The sequence below is a fragment of the Pseudomonas sp. IT-P218 genome (assembly GCF_949767605.1).
In the GTDB taxonomy this organism is placed as follows: domain Bacteria; phylum Pseudomonadota; class Gammaproteobacteria; order Pseudomonadales; family Pseudomonadaceae; genus Aquipseudomonas; species Aquipseudomonas putida_AE.
This window is the reverse complement of the sequence record NZ_CATKQQ010000077.1, coordinates 122,913-141,834: the sequence shown is the minus strand read 5'-3', so window position 1 is coordinate 141,834 and position 18,922 is coordinate 122,913. Positions and strand designations below refer to the sequence as shown.

Annotated in this window: 13 protein-coding genes; 12 read left to right on the top strand and 1 reads right to left on the bottom strand. The window is 60.6% G+C overall.

Annotation, left to right across the window (positions count from 1 at the left end; translation table 11 throughout):
* Positions 1 to 22: 22 nt before the first annotated feature.
* The 11 genes from ACM6I6_RS26810 to ACM6I6_RS26760 all read left to right on the top strand — a co-directional run bounded on the left by ACM6I6_RS26810 (position 23) and on the right by ACM6I6_RS26760 (position 12,448).
* Entirely contained in the window at positions 23 to 874 is an 852-nt protein-coding gene (locus tag ACM6I6_RS26810; protein WP_323607003.1) for an MIP/aquaporin family protein, read from the top strand.
* 76 nt (positions 875 to 950) lie between these two features.
* Entirely contained in the window at positions 951 to 2,456 is a 1,506-nt protein-coding gene (gene glpK, locus ACM6I6_RS26805) for a glycerol kinase GlpK (RefSeq protein ID WP_323606909.1), read from the top strand.
* Positions 2,457 to 2,551: 95 nt separating this feature from the next.
* Positions 2,552 to 3,307 (top strand): DeoR/GlpR family transcriptional regulator, encoded by a 756-nt coding sequence (locus tag ACM6I6_RS26800; RefSeq protein ID WP_274074281.1) that lies wholly within the window; start codon positions 2,552 to 2,554, stop codon positions 3,305 to 3,307.
* A gap of 247 nt (positions 3,308 to 3,554) precedes the next feature.
* Positions 3,555 to 5,093 (top strand): glycerol-3-phosphate dehydrogenase, encoded by a 1,539-nt coding sequence (gene glpD / locus ACM6I6_RS26795; protein ID WP_274074280.1) that lies wholly within the window; start codon positions 3,555 to 3,557, stop codon positions 5,091 to 5,093.
* 358 nt (positions 5,094 to 5,451) lie between these two features.
* Positions 5,452 to 6,366 carry a glutamate/aspartate ABC transporter substrate-binding protein gene (locus ACM6I6_RS26790; RefSeq protein WP_008056636.1) on the top strand — a complete coding sequence of 305 codons (915 nt, stop codon included), beginning with the start codon at positions 5,452 to 5,454 and terminating at the stop codon, positions 6,364 to 6,366.
* 194 nt (positions 6,367 to 6,560) lie between these two features.
* On the top strand, positions 6,561 to 7,307 hold the full coding sequence (locus tag ACM6I6_RS26785; protein WP_274074279.1) for an amino acid ABC transporter permease: 747 nt from the start codon (positions 6,561 to 6,563) through the stop codon (positions 7,305 to 7,307).
* Complete coding sequence (locus ACM6I6_RS26780) at positions 7,307 to 7,978, top strand: amino acid ABC transporter permease (RefSeq protein ID WP_274074278.1); 672 nt, start codon at positions 7,307 to 7,309, stop codon at positions 7,976 to 7,978. Before ACM6I6_RS26785 ends, ACM6I6_RS26780 begins: the two co-directional genes overlap by 1 nt.
* Positions 7,975 to 8,709, top strand: coding sequence for an amino acid ABC transporter ATP-binding protein (locus ACM6I6_RS26775; protein ID WP_095197146.1), 735 nt, complete (start codon positions 7,975 to 7,977; stop codon positions 8,707 to 8,709). The genes ACM6I6_RS26780 and ACM6I6_RS26775 overlap by 4 nt, the downstream gene beginning before the upstream one ends.
* A 162-nt stretch (positions 8,710 to 8,871) precedes the next feature.
* Entirely contained in the window at positions 8,872 to 10,773 is a 1,902-nt protein-coding gene (locus tag ACM6I6_RS26770; protein WP_274074277.1) for a sensor histidine kinase, read from the top strand.
* Positions 10,770 to 12,098 (top strand): sigma-54-dependent transcriptional regulator, encoded by a 1,329-nt coding sequence (locus ACM6I6_RS26765; protein WP_274074276.1) that lies wholly within the window; start codon positions 10,770 to 10,772, stop codon positions 12,096 to 12,098. The genes ACM6I6_RS26770 and ACM6I6_RS26765 overlap by 4 nt, the downstream gene beginning before the upstream one ends.
* Before the next feature lie 20 nt (positions 12,099 to 12,118).
* Positions 12,119 to 12,448: a GlpM family protein gene (locus ACM6I6_RS26760; RefSeq protein WP_180205389.1), complete on the top strand. Its 330-nt coding sequence runs from the start codon at positions 12,119 to 12,121 to the stop codon at positions 12,446 to 12,448.
* 8 nt (positions 12,449 to 12,456) lie between these two features.
* Here ACM6I6_RS26760 and ACM6I6_RS26755 read toward each other — a convergent pair whose 3' ends face one another.
* On the bottom strand, positions 12,457 to 13,491 hold the full coding sequence (locus ACM6I6_RS26755) for an alpha/beta fold hydrolase (RefSeq protein ID WP_414920942.1): 1,035 nt from the start codon (positions 13,489 to 13,491) through the stop codon (positions 12,457 to 12,459).
* A 207-nt stretch (positions 13,492 to 13,698) separates the two neighbouring features.
* Between ACM6I6_RS26755 and ACM6I6_RS26750 the strand changes: the two genes are divergently transcribed.
* Positions 13,699 to 18,897: a dermonecrotic toxin domain-containing protein gene (locus ACM6I6_RS26750; protein WP_414920941.1), complete on the top strand. Its 5,199-nt coding sequence runs from the start codon at positions 13,699 to 13,701 to the stop codon at positions 18,895 to 18,897.
* Positions 18,898 to 18,922: the final 25 nt, after the last annotated feature.

The window sequence follows — 18,922 nt, the reverse complement described above, 5'->3', positions numbered from 1 at the left end:
CAAGAAAAACAATGAGGTTTCAATGACAACTGCTCTACAACAACCGTCACTCTCGAGCCAATGCATGGCCGAGTTCCTGGGAACTGCGCTGCTGATCTTCTTCGGCACTGGGTGCGTTGCCGCGCTCAAGGTCGCGGGTGCCAGCTTTGGCCTGTGGGAAATCAGCATTATCTGGGGTGTCGGCGTGAGCATGGCGATCTATTTGACCGCAGGGGTTTCCGGCGCTCATCTGAACCCTGCCGTGAGCATCGCGCTGAGCATTTTTGCCGACTTCGAAAAGCGCAAACTGCCTTTTTACATCATCGCCCAGGTGGCTGGCGCCTTTTGCGGCGCCTTGCTGGTGTACACGCTGTACAGCAACCTATTCTTCGATTTCGAACAAACTCACCAAATGGTTCGCGGCTCCGCAGCCAGCCTTGAGTTGGCGTCGGTGTTTTCCACATTCCCCAACCCAAGCCTGTCCACCGCCCAGGCATTCCTGGTCGAAGTGATCATCACCGCCATCCTGATGGGCGTGATCATGTCGCTGACCGATGATAACAATGGCCTGCCCAATGGCCCGCTGGCACCGATCCTGATCGGTCTGCTGATTGCGGTGATTGGCAGTTCGATGGGGCCACTGACCGGTTTCGCGATGAACCCGGCACGGGACTTCGGCCCTAAACTGATGACTTTCTTCGCCGGCTGGGGTGAAATTTCCTTCACTGGCGGCCGCGATATTCCGTACTTCCTGGTTCCGGTATTTGCACCGATTGTCGGTGCCTGCCTGGGGGCTGCCGCCTACCGCGGCTTGATTGCCCGTCACCTGCCTGACGCCGCACCTGCTACAAAGGATGCAACACCAGCCATTGACGGCAAGCCCAGAACCTCTTGATACCCTTGGCGCGCGACCCTGCCCCTTTTGCTCGCGCGCCAGGCTTCACTCCCCTATTTCGTCCAAGGCAATCGACATGACCGACTCTCAGAACAAGAACTACATCATTGCCCTCGATCAGGGTACGACCAGCTCGCGCGCGATCATTTTCGATCGCGACGCCAACGTGGTCTGCACCGCCCAGCGCGAGTTCGCGCAGCATTATCCGCAAGCCGGCTGGGTCGAACATGACCCGATGGAAATCTTCGCCACCCAGAGCGCGGTGATGGTCGAGGCCCTGGCGCAAGCGGGACTGCACCACGACCAAGTCGCGGCCATCGGCATCACCAACCAGCGTGAAACCACCGTGGTCTGGGACAAGAACACCGGCCGACCGATCTACAACGCGATCGTCTGGCAATGCCGACGCAGCACCGAGATTTGCCAGCAGCTCAAACGCGATGGCCACGAGCAATACATCAGCGACACCACGGGCCTGGTCACCGACCCGTACTTCTCCGGCACCAAGCTCAAGTGGATTCTCGACAACGTCGAAGGCAGCCGCGAACGCGCGCGCAACGGCGAGCTGTTGTTCGGCACCGTCGACAGCTGGCTGATCTGGAAATTTACCGGCGGCAAGGTGCACGTCACCGACTACACCAACGCCTCGCGCACCATGCTCTTCAACATCCACACCCTGGAGTGGGATGCGAAGATGCTGGAAGTGCTGGATATTCCGCGGGAAATGCTGCCGCAAGTGAAGTCGTCGTCGGAAATCTACGGTCACACCAAAAGCGGCATCGCCATCGGTGGTATCGCCGGCGACCAACAGGCCGCGCTGTTCGGTCAGATGTGTGTCGAGGCCGGGCAGGCGAAAAACACCTACGGCACCGGTTGCTTCCTGTTGATGAACACCGGTGACAAAGCCGTGAAATCCAACCACGGCATGCTCACCACCATCGCCTGCGGCCCCCGTGGCGAAGTCGCTTACGCGCTGGAAGGCGCAGTGTTCAACGGCGGCTCCACCGTGCAATGGCTGCGCGACGAGCTGAAGATCATCAACGATGCCCACGACACCGAATACTTCGCCAACAAGGTCAAGGACAGCAACGGCGTGTATCTGGTGCCGGCCTTCACCGGCCTCGGCGCGCCGTACTGGGACCCCTATGCCCGTGGCGCGCTGTTCGGCCTGACCCGCGGCGTTCGCGTCGATCACATCATCCGCGCCGCGCTGGAGTCGATTGCCTACCAGACTCGCGACGTGCTCGATGCGATGCAACAGGACTCCGGCGAACGCCTCAAGGCCCTGCGTGTGGACGGCGGCGCGGTGGCGAACAATTTCCTGATGCAGTTCCAGGCCGACATCCTCGGCACTCAGGTCGAGCGTCCGCAGATGCGCGAAACCACAGCACTCGGCGCCGCTTACCTGGCGGGCCTGGCCTGCGGTTTCTGGGGCAGCCTGGACGAATTGCGTGGCAAGGCAGTGATCGAGCGCAAGTTCGAGCCGACGCTGGATGAAACGGCGAAGGAAAAACTCTACGCAGGGTGGAAAAAAGCGGTCAGCCGCACCCGCGATTGGGCGGCGGAAGACGAAGCTGAATAAACCGCGATACAGGCTCGTATCTGTATGTAACTGGTAGGGAGCAGATTCCTGCGGCATCATGGGCAAATTTTGCACGGCAGCCCAAAGGACGCCCCATGAATCTGCCTCCCCGTCAGCAGCAAATCCTCGAACTGGTCCGTGAACGCGGTTATGTCAGCATCGAGGAAATGGCCACGCTGTTCGTTGTTACCCCGCAGACCATCCGCCGCGATATCAATCAACTGGCGGAAGCCAATCTGTTGCGCCGCTACCACGGTGGCGCGGCTTACGATTCCAGTGTTGAAAACACCGCCTACGCCATGCGCGCCGATCAGATGCGCGATGAGAAACAGCGCATCGGCGAAGCCATCGCCGCGCAGATCCCCGACCACGCCTCGCTGTTCATCAATATCGGAACCACCACCGAATCCATTGCCCGCGCCCTGCTCAACCACAATCACCTGAAGATCATCACCAACAACCTGCATGTGGCTTCGATGCTCAGCGCCAAGGACGACTTCGACGTGCTGCTGACCGGGGGCAATGTGCGGCGTGACGGTGGCGTGGTTGGCCAGGCCAGCGTCGATTTCATCAACCAGTTCAAGGTCGACTTTGCCCTGGTCGGCATCAGCGGCATCGATGAAGACGGCAGCCTGCTGGATTTCGATTATCAGGAAGTGCGGGTATCCCAGGCGATCATCGCCAACGCCCGCAAGGTGATTCTCGCCGCCGACTCCAGCAAGTTCGGGCGCAACGCCATGATCCGCCTGGGGCCGATCAGCCTGATCGATTGCCTGGTCACCGACCAGGAGCCGGTGCCGGCGCTGACCCAGTTGTTGAATCAGCACAAGATTCGCCTGGAAGTCGTTTAACCCTTCTCAACATCAAAAGATCGCAGCCTTCGGCAGCTCCTACAGGTTTTGCATATCCCTATAGGAGCTGCCGAAGGCTGCGATCTTTGCTTTTATGTTCGAATATTTTCCTTTAACCGCCCTTCGATCAGTTTTTTCAATCGAATGCGACTGGCTGTGGGCGTCTTTATGGGCTAAGATTTTCGCAAATGAACATTAATGTTCGAATTCAAATACAGAAAATCAAAGAATTCCGAGGCCTTAGCCGATGCCCACTACTACTTTGCCTACGCCGCCTCTCGCCGAGGTCTACGATATCGCCGTCATCGGTGGCGGCATCAATGGCGTAGGGATCGCGGCAGATGCCGCCGGCCGCGGCCTTTCGGTGTTCCTTTGCGAAAAGGATGATCTGGCCAGCCACACCTCGTCGGCCAGCAGCAAGCTGATCCACGGCGGCCTGCGCTACCTCGAACATTACGAATTCCGCCTGGTTCGCGAAGCGCTGGCCGAGCGCGAAGTGCTGCTGGCCAAGGCCCCGCACATCGTCAAGCCGATGCGCTTCGTGTTGCCCCATCGCCCGCACCTGCGCCCGGCCTGGATGATCCGCGCAGGCCTGTTCCTTTATGACAACCTGGGCAAACGGGAAAAACTGGCCGGCTCAAAGAGCCTGAAGTTCGGCCCGGACAGTGCGCTGAAAAGCGAAATCACCAAAGGTTTCGAATACTCCGACTGCTGGGTCGACGATGCGCGCCTGGTGGTACTGAACGCCATGGCAGCCCGGGAAAACGGCGCCCACGTCCACACCCAGACCCGCTGCGTCAGCGCGCGCCGCACCAAAGGCCTGTGGCACCTGCACCTGGAACGCGCCGATGGCAGCCTGTTTTCGATCCGCGCCAAGGCGCTGGTGAACGCGGCCGGCCCCTGGGTCGCCAAGTTCATTCGCGACGACCTGAAAATGGAATCGCCGTATGGCATCCGCCTGATCCAGGGCAGTCACCTGATCGTGCCGAAACTGTACGAAGGCGATCATGCGCACATCCTGCAAAACGAAGATCAGCGCATCGTCTTCACCATTCCGTACCTCAATCACTTCACCCTGATCGGCACCACCGACCGTGAGTACACCGGCGATCCGGCCAAAGTGGCGATCACCGAGGCGGAAACCGAGTACCTGCTGCAAGTGGTCAACGCCCACTTCAAGAAGCAGATCAGCCGCGACGATGTCGTGCACAGCTATTCCGGCGTTCGTCCGCTGTGCAACGACGAGTCCGACAACCCGTCCGCCGTCACCCGCGACTACACCCTGGCGCTGTCGGGCAGCGGCGAGGAAGCGCCCCTGCTGTCGGTGTTCGGCGGCAAGCTGACCACTTATCGCAAGCTGGCCGAATCGGCGCTGGCGCAACTGGCCCCGCACTTCCCGCAGATCAAGCCAGGCTGGACCGCCACCGCCACCCTGCCGGGCGGCGAAGACATGAGCACACCGCAGGCACTGAGCTCGCTGATCCGCGACAAGTATGACTGGATCCCCAGCGAAATCTCGCGCCGCTGGGCCACCACCTACGGCAGTCGCACCTGGCGCATGCTCGAAGGCGTACAAAACCTCAATGACATGGGCGAACACATTGGCGGCGGCCTCTACACCCGTGAGGTCGATTACCTGTGCAGCGAAGAATGGGCGACCAGCGCCCACGACATTCTGTGGCGTCGCAGCAAACTCGGTTTGTTCACCACTCCTGAGCAGCAGCAGAGGCTCGCGGATTACCTGAGCAAGGTCGAGCAGAACCGCAGCAAGATCGAAGCGGCCTGATTTCCCCTCCTTTGTAGAGCCCGGCTTGCCGGCGAAGACGTCCTCAAGACTTGCGCCAGTCTGTCGGGCGCCTTCGCCGGCAAGCCGGGCTCCTACACATGCGCGTTCGGCTTTCCGAACGCGACTTGGTGGTCGATTCGGTAAACCGGATATCTTCTGCCCCACAATGCCCTCCATAAATATTTAATCTCCTTATAAATCAACAAAATATGTCCTACTGCCTGGCCTGGCACGAGTCATGCTCTACACTCTTGGACGAATGCCTGTTGCGCCAACACTTCAGGAGCCGTCAGGCATTCGAAGCACAAAAGGGCCGAACAACTGGCTCCATAAAAAAAACAATGTCGAGGAAAATTTGATGCGCATCGTTCCCCATATCCTGGGCGCAGCCATTGCTGCCGCTCTGATCAGCACGCCAGTTTTCGCCGCCGAACTCACCGGCACCCTGAAGAAGATCAAAGAGTCCGGTGTCATCACCCTCGGGCATCGTGACGCTTCCATTCCTTTCTCCTACATCGCGGACGCCTCCGGCAAACCGGTCGGCTACTCCCACGACATCCAGCTGAAAGTCGTCGAAGCCCTGAAAAAAGACCTGGACCTGCCGAACCTGCAGGTCAAGTACAACCTGGTCACCTCGCAAACCCGTATCCCGCTGGTGCAGAACGGCACCGTGGACCTGGAATGCGGTTCGACCACCAACAACGTCGAGCGCCAGCAACAAGTCGACTTCTCCGTCGGCATCTTCGAAATCGGTACTCGCCTGCTGTCCAAGGCAGATTCCAAGTACAAGGATTTCCCGGACCTGGCCGGCAAGAACGTCGTGACCACCGCCGGCACCACGTCCGAGCGCATCCTCAAGGCGATGAACGCCGACAAGCAGATGGGCATGAACGTCATCTCCGCCAAAGACCATGGCGAGTCGTTCCAGATGCTGGAAACCGGCCGTGCCGTGGCCTTCATGATGGACGACGCCCTGCTGGCCGGTGAAGCGGCCAAGGCCAAGAAGGCCAGTGACTGGGCCGTGACCGGCACTCCACAGTCCTACGAAATCTACGGCTGCATGGTGCGCAAAGGCGACGAGCCGTTCAAAAAGGCCGTGGATGACGCCATCAAGGCCACCTACGCGTCGGGCGAGATCAACAAGATCTACGAAAAATGGTTCATGCAGCCAATTCCGCCAAAGAACCTGAACCTGAACTTCCCGATGAGCGACGAGCTCAAGGCCCTGATCGCCAATCCGACCGATAAAGCGGCTGACGACAAGAAATCCTGATTTCTGACTAACCTTATCTCCTGGGAGGGCCCTGGCCCTTTCAGGAGGTGGTCACTTCCTGCTGGCATTTTTGGGAAACACTCGAACCGGTGGCTGTCGAGCCGGGAGCGTGTGCCTGATCGTAAAGATCAGGCGGGAACGGAGCTTCCCCCAAGCGGGTACCTGTACATCGATCGATCTGAGGGGAGACCCTAATGAATTACAACTGGGACTGGAGCGTGTTCTTCAAGTCCACCGGCGTGGGCAGCGAGACGTATCTCGACTGGTACGTGTCCGGTCTGGCCTGGACCATCGGCATCGCCATCGCGGCCTGGATCATTGCCCTGACACTGGGTTCGATCCTGGGTGTCATGCGTACCGTGCCGAACCGCATCGTATCGGGCATCGCCACCTGCTACGTCGAACTCTTTCGTAACGTGCCGCTGCTGGTTCAGCTGTTCATCTGGTACTTCCTGGTACCCGACCTGCTGCCAGCCGACCTGCAGGAGTGGTACAAGCAGGACTTGAATCCGACCACCTCGGCTTTCCTCAGCGTCGTCGTGTGCCTGGGCCTGTTCACCACCGCCCGGGTTTGCGAACAGGTGCGCACCGGTATCCAGGCGCTGCCCCGCGGCCAGGAATCCGCTGCCCGCGCCATGGGCTTCAAGTTGCCGCAGATCTACTGGAACGTGCTGCTGCCCCAGGCCTACCGAATCATCATTCCGCCGCTCACCTCGGAATTTTTGAACGTCTTCAAGAACACCTCCGTGGCCTCGCTGATCGGTCTGATGGAGCTGCTCGCGCAGACCAAACAGACCGCCGAGTTCTCCGCGAACCTGTTCGAAGCCTTCACCCTGGCCACGCTGATCTACTTCACCCTGAACATGAGCCTGATGTTGCTGATGCGCCTGGTCGAGAAAAAAGTCGCCGTGCCTGGCCTGATTTCCGTAGGGGGTAAATGATGGAATTCGACTTCTCGGGCATCGTCCCGGCCATTCCCGGCCTGTGGAACGGCATGGTCATGACCCTCAAGCTGATGGTCATGGGCGTGGTCGGCGGGATCATCCTCGGCACCATCCTGGCGTTGATGCGCCTGTCCCACAGCAAACTGCTGTCGAACATTGCCGGTGCCTACGTCAACTATTTCCGCTCGATCCCGTTGCTGCTGGTGATTACCTGGTTCTACCTGGCGGTGCCGTTCGTGCTGCGCTGGATCACCGGCGAAGACACCCCGATCGGTGCGTTCACCTCCTGCATCGTGGCGTTCATGATGTTCGAAGCGGCGTACTTCTGCGAAATCGTCCGCGCCGGTGTGCAGTCGATTCCCAAGGGGCAGATGGGTGCCGCCCAGGCACTGGGCATGAGCTATGGCCAGATGATGCGCCTGATCATCCTGCCGCAGGCGTTCCGCAAGATGACCCCGCTGTTGCTGCAGCAGAGCATCATCCTGTTCCAGGACACCTCGCTGGTGTACGCCGTCGGCCTGGTGGATTTCCTCAATGCTTCGCGCGCCAGTGGCGACATCATTGGCCGCTCCAATGAGTTCCTGATCTTCGCAGGTCTCGTGTACTTCATCATCAGCTTTGCCGCCTCGCAGCTGGTTAAGCGTCTGCAAAAAAGGTTCGCCGTATGATCTCTATCAAAAACATCAACAAGTGGTATGGGGACTTCCAGGTGCTGACTGATTGCAGCACCGAGGTCAAGAAAGGCGAAGTGATCGTGGTGTGCGGGCCGTCCGGTTCCGGCAAATCGACCCTGATCAAATGCGTCAATGCCCTGGAACCGTTCCAGAAAGGCGACATCGTGGTCGACGGTACGTCCATCGCCGACCCGAAGACCAACCTGCCGAAACTGCGTTCGCGGGTGGGCATGGTGTTCCAGCATTTCGAATTGTTCCCGCACCTGACCATCACTGAAAACCTGACCATCGCGCAGATCAAGGTGTTGGGCCGCAGCAAGGAAGAGGCCACCAAGAAAGGCCTGCAACTGCTCGAACGTGTCGGCCTCTCAGCGCACGCCCACAAGCACCCGGGCCAACTGTCCGGCGGTCAGCAGCAGCGCGTGGCGATTGCCCGTGCGCTGGCGATGGACCCGATCGTCATGCTGTTCGACGAACCGACCTCGGCGCTGGACCCGGAAATGGTCAACGAAGTGCTGGACGTGATGGTGCAACTGGCCCACGAAGGCATGACCATGATGTGCGTGACCCACGAAATGGGCTTCGCCCGCAAAGTGGCCGACCGCGTGATCTTCATGGACCAGGGCAAGATCATCGAAGACTGCAAGAAAGAGGAGTTCTTCGGCGACATCAGCCACCGTGCCGAGCGTACGCAGCACTTCCTCAACAAGATTCTGCAACACTAAGAAAACACCGCTCCCCAAATGTGGGAGCGGGCTTGCTCGCGAAAGCGGTGTGAAAGTCGCACCTGTTTTGAATGTGCCGCCGTCTTCGCGAGCAAGCCCGCTCCCACATTGGGTCAGCGGTGATTTCAAGATTTGTGTTGTGGTTGACCCAAGGCATCTGTGATGAAATGCGACCCCACTCTCTATCGCGCCACGTCGCCATCACTCGCCGTGAAACCCCGCCTGATTCGCCATCTGTTCCTGCCGCCGCTGATCATCGCGCTGATGATCGGACTGGGTTATATCGGCTTCTGGACCAGTGAACACTATGGGATCCGCAGCCTCGGCGAAAACGGCCAGCGCCAGCTGGAACTGCACGCCCGCGCCGTCGAAAGCGAGATCAGCAAGTACACCTACCTGCCCAGCCTGCTGGAACTCGAAACCAGTGTTTCCAGGCTGCTGGCCGACCCGACGCCGGAACACCGGCAGACCGTCAACGATTACCTCGAAGGCCTGAACCGGCGCAGCCGCAGCCGGGCCATCTACGTGATGGACACCACCGGCCGTGTCATGGCCACCAGCAACTGGCGCGATGTCGACAGTTACCTGGGCGAAGACCTGTCCTTCCGTGCCTATTTCCAGAACGCCGTGCGCGGCCAGCCCGGACGCTTCTATGGCATCGGCAGCACCAACGGCGAACCCGGTTACTATCTGGCCCATGGCCTGGAAGAACACGGCAAGATCATTGGCGTCGCGGTGGTCAAGGTGCGCCTCGAAGCCATGGAAGAACGCTGGCAGCGCGCGCGCCTGGAAGCCTTCGTCAGCGACGAGAACGGCATCATCATTCTCTCCAGCGACCCGGCGCGACGCCTCAAGTCAGTGGTGCCGCTGAGCGAAGACACCAAGGAAAAGCTCGCCCGCAGCCTCCAGTACTACTGGTTTCCGCTGAACGAATTGCAACCGCTGGCCCGGGAAACCCTGTCCGAGGGCGTGGAAAAACTCACCTTCCCCGCCAACAGCGAACTGGTCTCCGATGATGAAAACATCAGCTACCTGTCGCAAACCCGGCCCTTGAGCGATACACCGTGGAATTTCACCCTGCTCACGCCACTCCAGGATTTGCGCAGAGAAGCGATCAACCAGGGGATTCTGGTCGCCGTGGCATTTGCCCTGGTGGCGTTCCTGCTCATTGCCTGGAACGAGCGGCGCAAGGTGATCGCCACCCGGCTGGCCGCCCGGGAAGCCTTGCAGGAAGCCAACAATCAACTGGAGCGTCGGATTACCGAACGCACCACCGACCTGCGCGCCAGCAACGAACGGCTCAAGGGTCAGATCCGCGAACGCCGCCAAGCCGAAGAGACGCTGCGCCGTGCCCAGGATGAACTGGTGCAGGCTGGAAAACTCGCCGCGATCGGGCAGATGTCCACCAGCATCGCCCACGAATTGAACCAGCCGTTGGCGGCGTTGCGCACCCTGTCCGGCAACACCGTGCGTTTTCTCGAGCGCGGTCAGCTTGACGTGGCCAGCACCAACCTCAAGACCATCAACGAATTGATCGACCGCATGGGCCGGATCACCGCCAGCCTGCGCTCCTTCGCCCGGCGCGGTGACGACAAGGGCCAGGCCTGTCTCGGCAAAGCCGTGGACGCCGCCTTGCAATTGCTCGGCGGGCGCTTGGAAAGCGCCCATCTGCAATTGCATCGGCACTTCGACGATGTGCAGGTGCGGATCGACCAGACCCGCCTCGAGCAAATCCTGGTCAACCTGATCGGCAACGCCCTGGACGCCATGCAGGCGCAACCGCAGCCGGAACTGTGGCTCGAAGGCGAAGTATTCGATGGTAAATATCGGCTGCGCGTACGGGACAATGGCCACGGCATCGATGCCGAAGCGCGCAAGCACCTGTTCGAACCGTTTTTCACCACAAAGCCCGGCGAACAAGGCCTGGGCCTCGGCCTGACACTCTCCGCGAGCCTGGCCGCCGCCACTGGCGGTCACCTGGGTGTCGAGCACCCGGCCAGCGGTGGTACCGCTTTCGTCCTCAGTTTACCGTTGGTAAGCCCCACTCCCGCTGAGCCAATATGAACAACGACCTTAGTGTATTGATCGTCGAAGACGACCCCCATGTGCTGCTCGGCTGCCAACAGGCGCTGACCCTGGAAGACATTCCCTGCATCGGTGTCGGCAGCGCCGAGGAAGCCCTGGAACGGGTCGGCGACAACTTCGCCGGCATCGTCATCAGTGACATTCGCCTCCCGGGCATCGATGGCCTGGAACTGCTGAACCGACTCAAGGCCCGCGATCGCAGCCTGCCGGTCGTGCTGATTACCGGTCACGGCGACATTTCCATGGCCGTCGGCGCCATGCAGAAAGGCGCCTACGACTTCATGGAGAAACCCTTCTCGCCCGAACGCCTGGTGGATGTCGCCCGTCGTGCCCTGGAGCAACGCAGCCTGGCACGGGAAGTCTCGTCGTTGCGCCGGCAACTGGCCGAGCGCGACTCCCTCGAAGGGCGGATCATCGGCCGCTCGCCGGCCATGCAGAACCTGCGCGAATTGATCGCCAATGTCGCCGATACTTCAGCCAACGTGCTGATCGAGGGCGAGACCGGCACCGGCAAGGAACTGGTCGCGCGCTGCCTGCACGACTTCAGTCGTCGGCACACCCGGCAATTCGTCGCGCTCAACTGCGGCGGCCTGCCGGAAAACCTCTTCGAAAGCGAGATCTTCGGCCACGAAGCCAACGCCTTCACCGGCGCCGGCAAACGGCGGATCGGCAAGATCGAACACGCCGACGGCGGCACGCTGTTCCTCGACGAAGTGGAAAGCATGCCCCTGCCCCTGCAGATCAAACTGTTGCGGGTGTTGCAGGAGCGCACCCTCGAACGTCTCGGCTCGAACCAGAGCGTGGCGGTGGACTGCCGGGTGATCGCGGCCACCAAATCCGATCTCGACCAGTCGAGCAAGGCCGGTGAATTTCGCAGCGACCTGTATTACCGCCTCAACGTGGTGACCCTGGAACTGCCGCCCCTGCGCGAGCGCCGCGAAGACATCCTGCAATTGTTCGAGTACTTTTTGCAGCAGTCGTCATTGCGCTTCGACCGCGCCGCGCCGGAACTCGACAACCAGACCCTGTCAAACCTGATGAGCCACGACTGGCCGGGCAACGTGCGCGAACTGCGTAACGTCGCCGAGCGCTTTGCCCTGGGCCTGCCGGCGTTCAAGAAACCCGGTGCGGGCGGCAGCGCCCAAGGCCTGGCCTTCGCCGAAGCGGTGGAGGCCTTCGAGCGCAACCTGCTGAGCGATGCCTTGCAACGCAGCGGCGGCAACCTGACCCAGGCCAGCCTGGAACTGGGCATGGCCAAGACCACGCTGTTCGACAAAGTGAAAAAGTACGGCCTGAGCCATTAAGCGAGACCTGTGTGGACCTGATACTCAAAGCAACCCTGGGCGCGGCGGTGGTGGTGATCCTCGCCGCCCTGGCCAAGACCCGGAACTATTACATCGCCGGGCTTGTGCCGCTGTTCCCGACCTTTGCGCTCATCGCCCATTACATCGTCGGCAAGGGCCGTTCGCTGGATGACCTGAAGACCACCATCGTGTTTGGCATGTGGTCGATCATTCCGTACTTCATCTACCTGGCGACCCTGTATGTGATGGTCGATCGAATGCGCCTCGAGGCGTCGCTGGCCGTCGCGGCCGTGGCGTGGTTGATCGCGGCGACGGCATTGGTCAGCGTCTGGGTTCGCCTGCACGGCTGATCCGTGCGCTAAAGAAGGTTGTGGTCAGCCACAGGCTCGATCTGCGCCCAATGCGAAGTGTCCTCGCGATGCGCCCGCAGATAGGGCAACACGGCTGCCAGCAATGGCGCCTTGAACGCTTCCTGAAAACGATGCGCCAGGCCCGGTATCAACTTCAACTGGCTGCCACGCAGATGCGCCGCCAGGTGCACGCCATGCATCACCGGCAACAACGGATCGGCCGTGCCATGCACCACCAGCGCCGGCACCCGTAGCTGATTGAGCAATGCCACTCGGCTCGGTTCGGCCAGGATCGCCAGGATCTGGCGCTTGGCGCCCTCGGGATTGAAGGCCCGGTCGTACGCCTGTGCCGCCTGCTGCAGCAATGCCTGGCGATCATCAGTCACCGCCGGACTGCCCAGTGCCGCCAGCAGGTCCGCCTGCTGCTCCAATGCAACTTCACGGTTGGGCGCACCCCGACGCGCCAGCAACTGCAACAGCGCCGCACTCGGCGCGGGCAAGCCTTCGGCTCCTGAAGTGCTCATGATCAGGGTCAGGCTCTCGACCCGTTGTGGCGCCATCGCTGCCATGTGCTGGGCAATCATTCCGCCCATGCTCGCGCCCAGCACGTGAAATTGCTCGATGTGCAACGCATCCATCAGCCCCAGTCCGTCGTCCGCCATATCGGTCAGGGTGTATGGCGCCGACACAGGCAAGCCGAGCTTGTAGCGCAGCACTTCGAAGGTCAGGTTGGCCTCGACCGGCGTTTGCCGCCAGGTCGACAGGCCGACATCGCGATTGTCATAACGAATCACCCGGAAACCTTGCTGACACAGCGCGACCACCACCTCGTCGGGCCAGTGAATCAACTGCCCGCCCAGCCCCATCACCAGCAGCAGTGCCGGGTCGGACGCACGGCCAATGCTCTGGTACGCCAGGCTTACCTGGGCCAGATCAACCCGTTGGGTTGCAACATTGACGTCACAGCGAGACGCCGCCAGAGACGGCAGGCCGCACAACAGTGCGGCCAGGAAAACCATTCGTGAAAAGAACCAAGCACCCATGGAAAAACACCAAAACGCAGAACCCCAGTAGAGCGCGAGTCTGATGAAGTTTGTTCAAGCGCGCTGCCACAGTTGCGTGACAGTTTCATGAATGCCGCTCAATGGTCGATGCGATAACTATGTAGTGCCACCGGCACAGGGGATTTTTCTTAAATGGCGCTTGATCAGGAGTGGACCCGCCGCTCCTCATGGATGAGCCACGCAATCATGACCGAAAGACTCCCAACACTCGCACCCTCCTCGCCGACCGCCATCCCCGAGTTTTCAACGCTGACCAGCAATCCCCACCAGAGCCTGTTGCAAAGCGCCTTGGCGAGCTGGCAAGCCTGTCAGGAAAGCTTGCAGGCACTGTTCGCAAGCGCGCCGCTGGATGAAGGCGCGACGGCCTATTGGCAGGCCCGTGCCCCGGGTACACCGCTGTCGCGCCGTGATCGGGCCGAGCAGCTATACCGCGCTCACATTGAATCAGCGGCGCAACTGGGGTTCGCCCTGAGAACCCTGGGTGCCGAACAATTGAAACCGCTTTGGTTGATGCTGGACGCCGGGACCGAGACGGTGCATCTGGACGACCAGCCCATCCATTGCGAACAACTGGCGCTGAAGCTGAGCGACAACAGCCTCTGGAAAATCCCGGCGGCCTGGGTGATCACCGTGGGCAACCAGCAACCCGTCGCGCAATTGCTCTACCTGCCCTCTCGCCCGGTTCCCGTCCAGGCCTTCGAGGAGCGCAGCGACATGGAGCATTGGCTGTCCGCGCAACTACTTGCTCCGCCCGAGTTACCCAGCCATTACAGTTTTCAGTACACGACCACTACCGGGCCATTGACCACAGGCATCAGCGACCTGTTTGCGCCCGAACTGCAAGCCCGGCGTGCCGGAGCGTTTGCCCAGGCGCCAAGCCTTGAGAGCCTGGAGTTGACCGAAGGCTTTGGCGATGAGGATCGATCAGCGCTGTTCGATAGCCTGTCTGCCGATATTCCCCTGGCCATGCGCCTGACCTCGCTTCGCCAACAGCAGGCGGCGCTGGAAACACTGCTGGGAGAGGACAGCGCTACTGACCTTCAGCGGATATTCGATGACACCCTCAAGGCTCTGGAAACGGCGGAACAGGCTGCCGACAGGGCCGCATCCGCCCTGCTTTACCGATCGCGCGTCCTCGACCTGACGACTTTCAACCGAGAGTCCAGCGCGCTTTATCAGGCCCACAAGGACGGGTTGCAGGCCGAGGCCAAACTGCAGAGGTCGCTCAATCAGCTCGACAGTTCGCAGTTCGACATGCTCCAGGCCATCCTGGAACCGTCTGCGGCTGACGAAACCGACTCCGATGTCGTGGCGGCCAGTCTGTCGTTGATCGAACACACCAGCGGCAACCAGACCCAGGCGTTGGAGGGGCCGTTTGTCATCACCCGCTCCCAGGTGCTGCTCGATCCCGCCGCGCCTCACAGCCTGCTAATTTACTGGCCCGGCATTGGCGGCGGCTTGCAACGCTTCGCCAGTCGCAGGGACCTGGAGCTGGAACTGTTCAAGATCCGCGAACAGGATCCTGAGCTGACCCTGCAGCTGACAAAAATCAGTTGCGATCCGTTGCTTTACAGCCAGGATAAACAGATCAGTCGCTTTGAAGAACAGGCCGCGCAAGTACGCCAGCGCCATGCCGACCCGGCGCAGGCGGCAGAACGCGCCGATGAACTGGAAAAGCTGCGGCGCAAAACCCTGGCCAAGCTGCAGGTCCCGGTTAACCCAGCCCGTCATCTGGCTCTGGCGCAGCGCCTGGAACAAAGCCGCAGTGCCGCCATGGCTTCGCGTCTGCCCACCTGGCTGGCGACATTGTCGGTGTCAGCCGGCGCCGAGCTGAAAAAGCTGATTGAGGCCTATATCCAGGCCATGCATCGCAGTCACGCACAACTGGAAGCGGCCCTGGCGCCCCGTGACGCATTCACCCGTCAACACCTCCAGGTGCGGTTGCGCGCAGACTTCTCGATTGAAGGGGAGTTTGACGTCCAGCTGGACCTGCCGGATTCGGTCAAGCTGGAAAAACAACTGGCCGACGGCGCGGCCCCAGGCACCCCGCAAAAACTGGTGGCGGTGCCCAGTGCCACGCGCAGCCGAATGTCCCTCGAGGAGCTGGCCCAGCTCAATATCGATAACACCCCGTCCATGCAGCTGGAGCCTCTTTCACTGCGACTGGCCCAGATGCGGGTGCACGTCAACGCAACGGACGAAAACGAACGCCAGGCACTGGTGACCGGCATCACAAACACCTACCTGCGCAAGGTCCTGCCCGAGCTTGACCTTGCACAGCGCTACGAAGATCTGATCCGTAATACCTTCATGGGCTCGGCCAGCGAAACGCCCTTCGTCAGGGAGCATCGCCGCGAATGCCTGGTCGAGCCCTGGCGCCTGATGCTCAAATTGCAGGGTCAATGCGCGCACCTGCAAAACCAGATCAACCAGGACCAGCTACAGGTCCTGACCATTGCCATCGATGCCCAGGCCCCTGAGGCCTGGCAAGCGAACGGCAATCGTATCGTACTGTTCCCGGCCTACCTGAGTGCCGGCGGCAAGGACACGCCAAACGAAGGCCCGACCACCCTGTCCGGCGTGACCTTCATTGAAGAGCAGGTCAGCGGGATGACCCTGCTGTATCTGCCCGACAGCCCCGACGGCCAATGCCTGCGCCGCTACGACAGCCTGGAGAGCGCTCGCCGGGCCTTGTTTAATCTATGCCTGCGCAGCGAGATGGTCAGCTACCTGGCCGGACGAGCCTTGAAAGGCAGCGAGGCGGCCCACGCAAGCCGCATCAACCAGGCCGTGTTGAAGCATTTCGACGCCATGATCGGCGTTGGCCTGGCGTGGCCATCGACGACGTCGCTGGCCGAACATTTGCTCAATGCCCACATGGGCCGCCTGATCGAAGCCCATCGCGACACCTCGCGCTCGCGCACCGACCTGTATCTGGAACGCTACGCACTCAGCGGTGCGAAAGCGTTCAACTACATCAAGATGGCGATAGGCCTGGTGCCCTTCGTCGGTGCGGGAGTTGCGCTTTATGATGCCTGGAACAGTGCCAACAACGCGGTCGCTGCTCTGTCGCATGGCGAGGTGGCTGAGGGCCTGGCAGAGATAGAGTCGGTGTTGTTGTCGTTGATCGATGCCGCCATGGACATCGCCGGTACTTCGCCGGCCACCCGCTCGACCACCGTCGTCCGCTCGCTGGCGCGTGCTCGTCAGTTGACGGCGCTGGGCAAAGGCGCCACGGCATTGCGGTCGACGTCAGCACGCCACGCACGACATATCGCCCAGCGCTTCGCCGGATACGAGTATGAAAAACCGATTTCCCTGGCCGGCTTGCAACCGCTCGAGCACGGGGTCTATCGCAATGTCTACCGGCATGCCGACGGCGACTTCATCACGCGCCAGGGCCGCATCTTCCAGGTTGAACCCAGTGCGGACTCACGCGGCTTGAGACTGAGCGGCACGCGGAAAAAAACCTACCGGCAACCCATCGCGCTCGATGAAGCCGGCCAATGGGATACCTGGTTCGGCGTCTACGGGTCGACATTCGAAGGCGGCGGGCTGGGTGGCGGCGGCGTGCTCGGGCATCTGGCCGATGCACTTGACCCGATCTGGCCTGCTGCCATTCGCGAACGCCTGCCAAGGTGGTGGGCCGATCGGGTGTTTCGTCGTCACAATGCACTGACCGACGCCGCCGACAACTTGGCGCCGCAAATCGATGCTCGGGTCTCGCGCACCAATGCGGCACTGGAAAAGTACAACAGTGTTGCCGCAGAAGCCCGTCCGGCCCTGATTCAGGAGACCGAAGCAGCCTGTATCGGCGACATCGAACTGGCCAGCGGGCATTACCAGACGCTGGTCGAGCTGGCGCCCCTGGCACATGGCAACAAACGACGCCTGCTCAGTGAAATGCAAAGTCATGACGCCCTGATAATCGCCGACAGGCAAAAGCAGAGGGTTTTCTTTGCCAACCATCGGTCTAATCCGCTCACCGACCGAATTGACGCTCTAATCGATCAACTGGACGAACTACCAGACAGTGCGCTCGCCGAACGCGTTCGGATTCTGCACGACATTCGAAAGCTACGCCTGGAAGTCATCGGCCACCTGGAACAGATTGAAACGGCAATGCGCGACCTCAACCGGTGGTACGAGCGCATTACGGTCAGAACCGAAAAGGCACAAATGACATCCGAAGTAGAGGCGTTGAACGGACGCCTCAACGAGCCCACTCTGCTTTACCTGAGAACAGCTCATCTTCTGGAGACCGTCAATCGCTTTGACACGGTACGGGATCTGTCCTGGTTCCATCTACAGACCCAAGCCGAAAGCCTGCGCATCAACGTCGACCGTGCATTGTTCACTCAATTCAGCCTGCAGGAGGTCCCTGCCACCCGAGCCCAACGCAATCAGATTTTCCAGGAATGCCTCGAGCACTACAGCCAGTTCCGTCGCGGCATGAATGCCTGGACCGCCAGCGATCCCCAGCACTTCTATCTCGACGCGGTCGCGCCCTTGCTGGAGGGAATCGAAAAAATGGCCCAACGGGCACGCAAGGGCATCGACCAACCCGCGCCAGCCGTGCCGGCCGGGCAACGCAGCAAGAAGGTCTTCATCACCGAAGACGACCACTTGTTGATCGGGGGGGAGCGCTTGGAACCAACGACCCAGAAACGTCAATACATCCTGACCGGGAAGGGTGGTGTCGAGGAAATATGGGAACAGGGTGCAAACGGCAAGTCTCGCTTGCTCAATCCTCCCGAGCCAATCGCTCGCCCCGTGCAAAAGGACGCGGCTGCCATGATCGAAGATGCGCGTAATCGCCTGCAGTCGCAGCCGGCCTACCGGTCGAGGATTCAAGCCTATGCAGCGCAGGATATGCTCCCGGTCGATCTGGAGCACATGATGGTCAACGAGGCCAACGAACTGAAGCGCCGGGCGCTCGATATCGAAGCCATTTCCCCACAGAGCCCCGTCATCGAGCAACTGCGTAACAAGGCAGTGGAATTGATTGCCACCGGACGTCGGATGCGCACCCGTCAGTCACTGCGCAGCAAAAACCCTACGGATGGAATGCTCGATGATCTGATCAGCCAAAATGCCGCAGAGATACGCAAGACCAGTGAGCTGAAAACCCTGGGCAAACGTCCTGATCGGCGAATCGATTACTTGCAGGAATACGAAATATGGGACATGACGGCAACGCCTCCCACGCTGTTGTGGTATGCCCATTTCCACTACGCCAAGCCGGCCCCCGCCTTTCTCGAGTTCGAAAAAGCGCATCTGAAACTACCCGAACACCGCGCCTTGACTCACGCCGATAACGCCAACCTGCCTTACGCCGATATCGGCAAGAAATCAGCGGCGCTCAGACATTTCGATCAGGGCTGACAGGCCGCACGGGAGCGGTCAATCC

Bases quoted from the DNA above. Each gene is read 5' to 3' on its own strand.
- ACM6I6_RS26800 (WP_274074281.1), top strand. From the start codon at position 2,552: ATGAATCTGCCTCCCCGTCAGCAGCAAATCCTCGAACTGGTCCGTGAA.
- ACM6I6_RS26785 (WP_274074279.1), top strand. From the start codon at position 6,561: ATGAATTACAACTGGGACTGGAGCGTGTTCTTCAAGTCCACCGGCGTG.
- ACM6I6_RS26750 (WP_414920941.1), top strand. From the start codon at position 13,699: ATGACCGAAAGACTCCCAACACTCGCACCCTCCTCGCCGACCGCCATC.
- ACM6I6_RS26765 (WP_274074276.1), top strand. From the start codon at position 10,770: ATGAACAACGACCTTAGTGTATTGATCGTCGAAGACGACCCCCATGTG.
- ACM6I6_RS26755 (WP_414920942.1), bottom strand. From the start codon at position 13,491: ATGGGTGCTTGGTTCTTTTCACGAATGGTTTTCCTGGCCGCACTGTTG.
- ACM6I6_RS26780 (WP_274074278.1), top strand. From the start codon at position 7,307: ATGGAATTCGACTTCTCGGGCATCGTCCCGGCCATTCCCGGCCTGTGG.
- glpD (WP_274074280.1), top strand. From the start codon at position 3,555: ATGCCCACTACTACTTTGCCTACGCCGCCTCTCGCCGAGGTCTACGAT.
- ACM6I6_RS26790 (WP_008056636.1), top strand. From the start codon at position 5,452: ATGCGCATCGTTCCCCATATCCTGGGCGCAGCCATTGCTGCCGCTCTG.
- ACM6I6_RS26810 (WP_323607003.1), top strand. From the start codon at position 23: ATGACAACTGCTCTACAACAACCGTCACTCTCGAGCCAATGCATGGCC.
- glpK (WP_323606909.1), top strand. From the start codon at position 951: ATGACCGACTCTCAGAACAAGAACTACATCATTGCCCTCGATCAGGGT.
- ACM6I6_RS26770 (WP_274074277.1), top strand. From the start codon at position 8,872: ATGAAATGCGACCCCACTCTCTATCGCGCCACGTCGCCATCACTCGCC.
- ACM6I6_RS26775 (WP_095197146.1), top strand. From the start codon at position 7,975: ATGATCTCTATCAAAAACATCAACAAGTGGTATGGGGACTTCCAGGTG.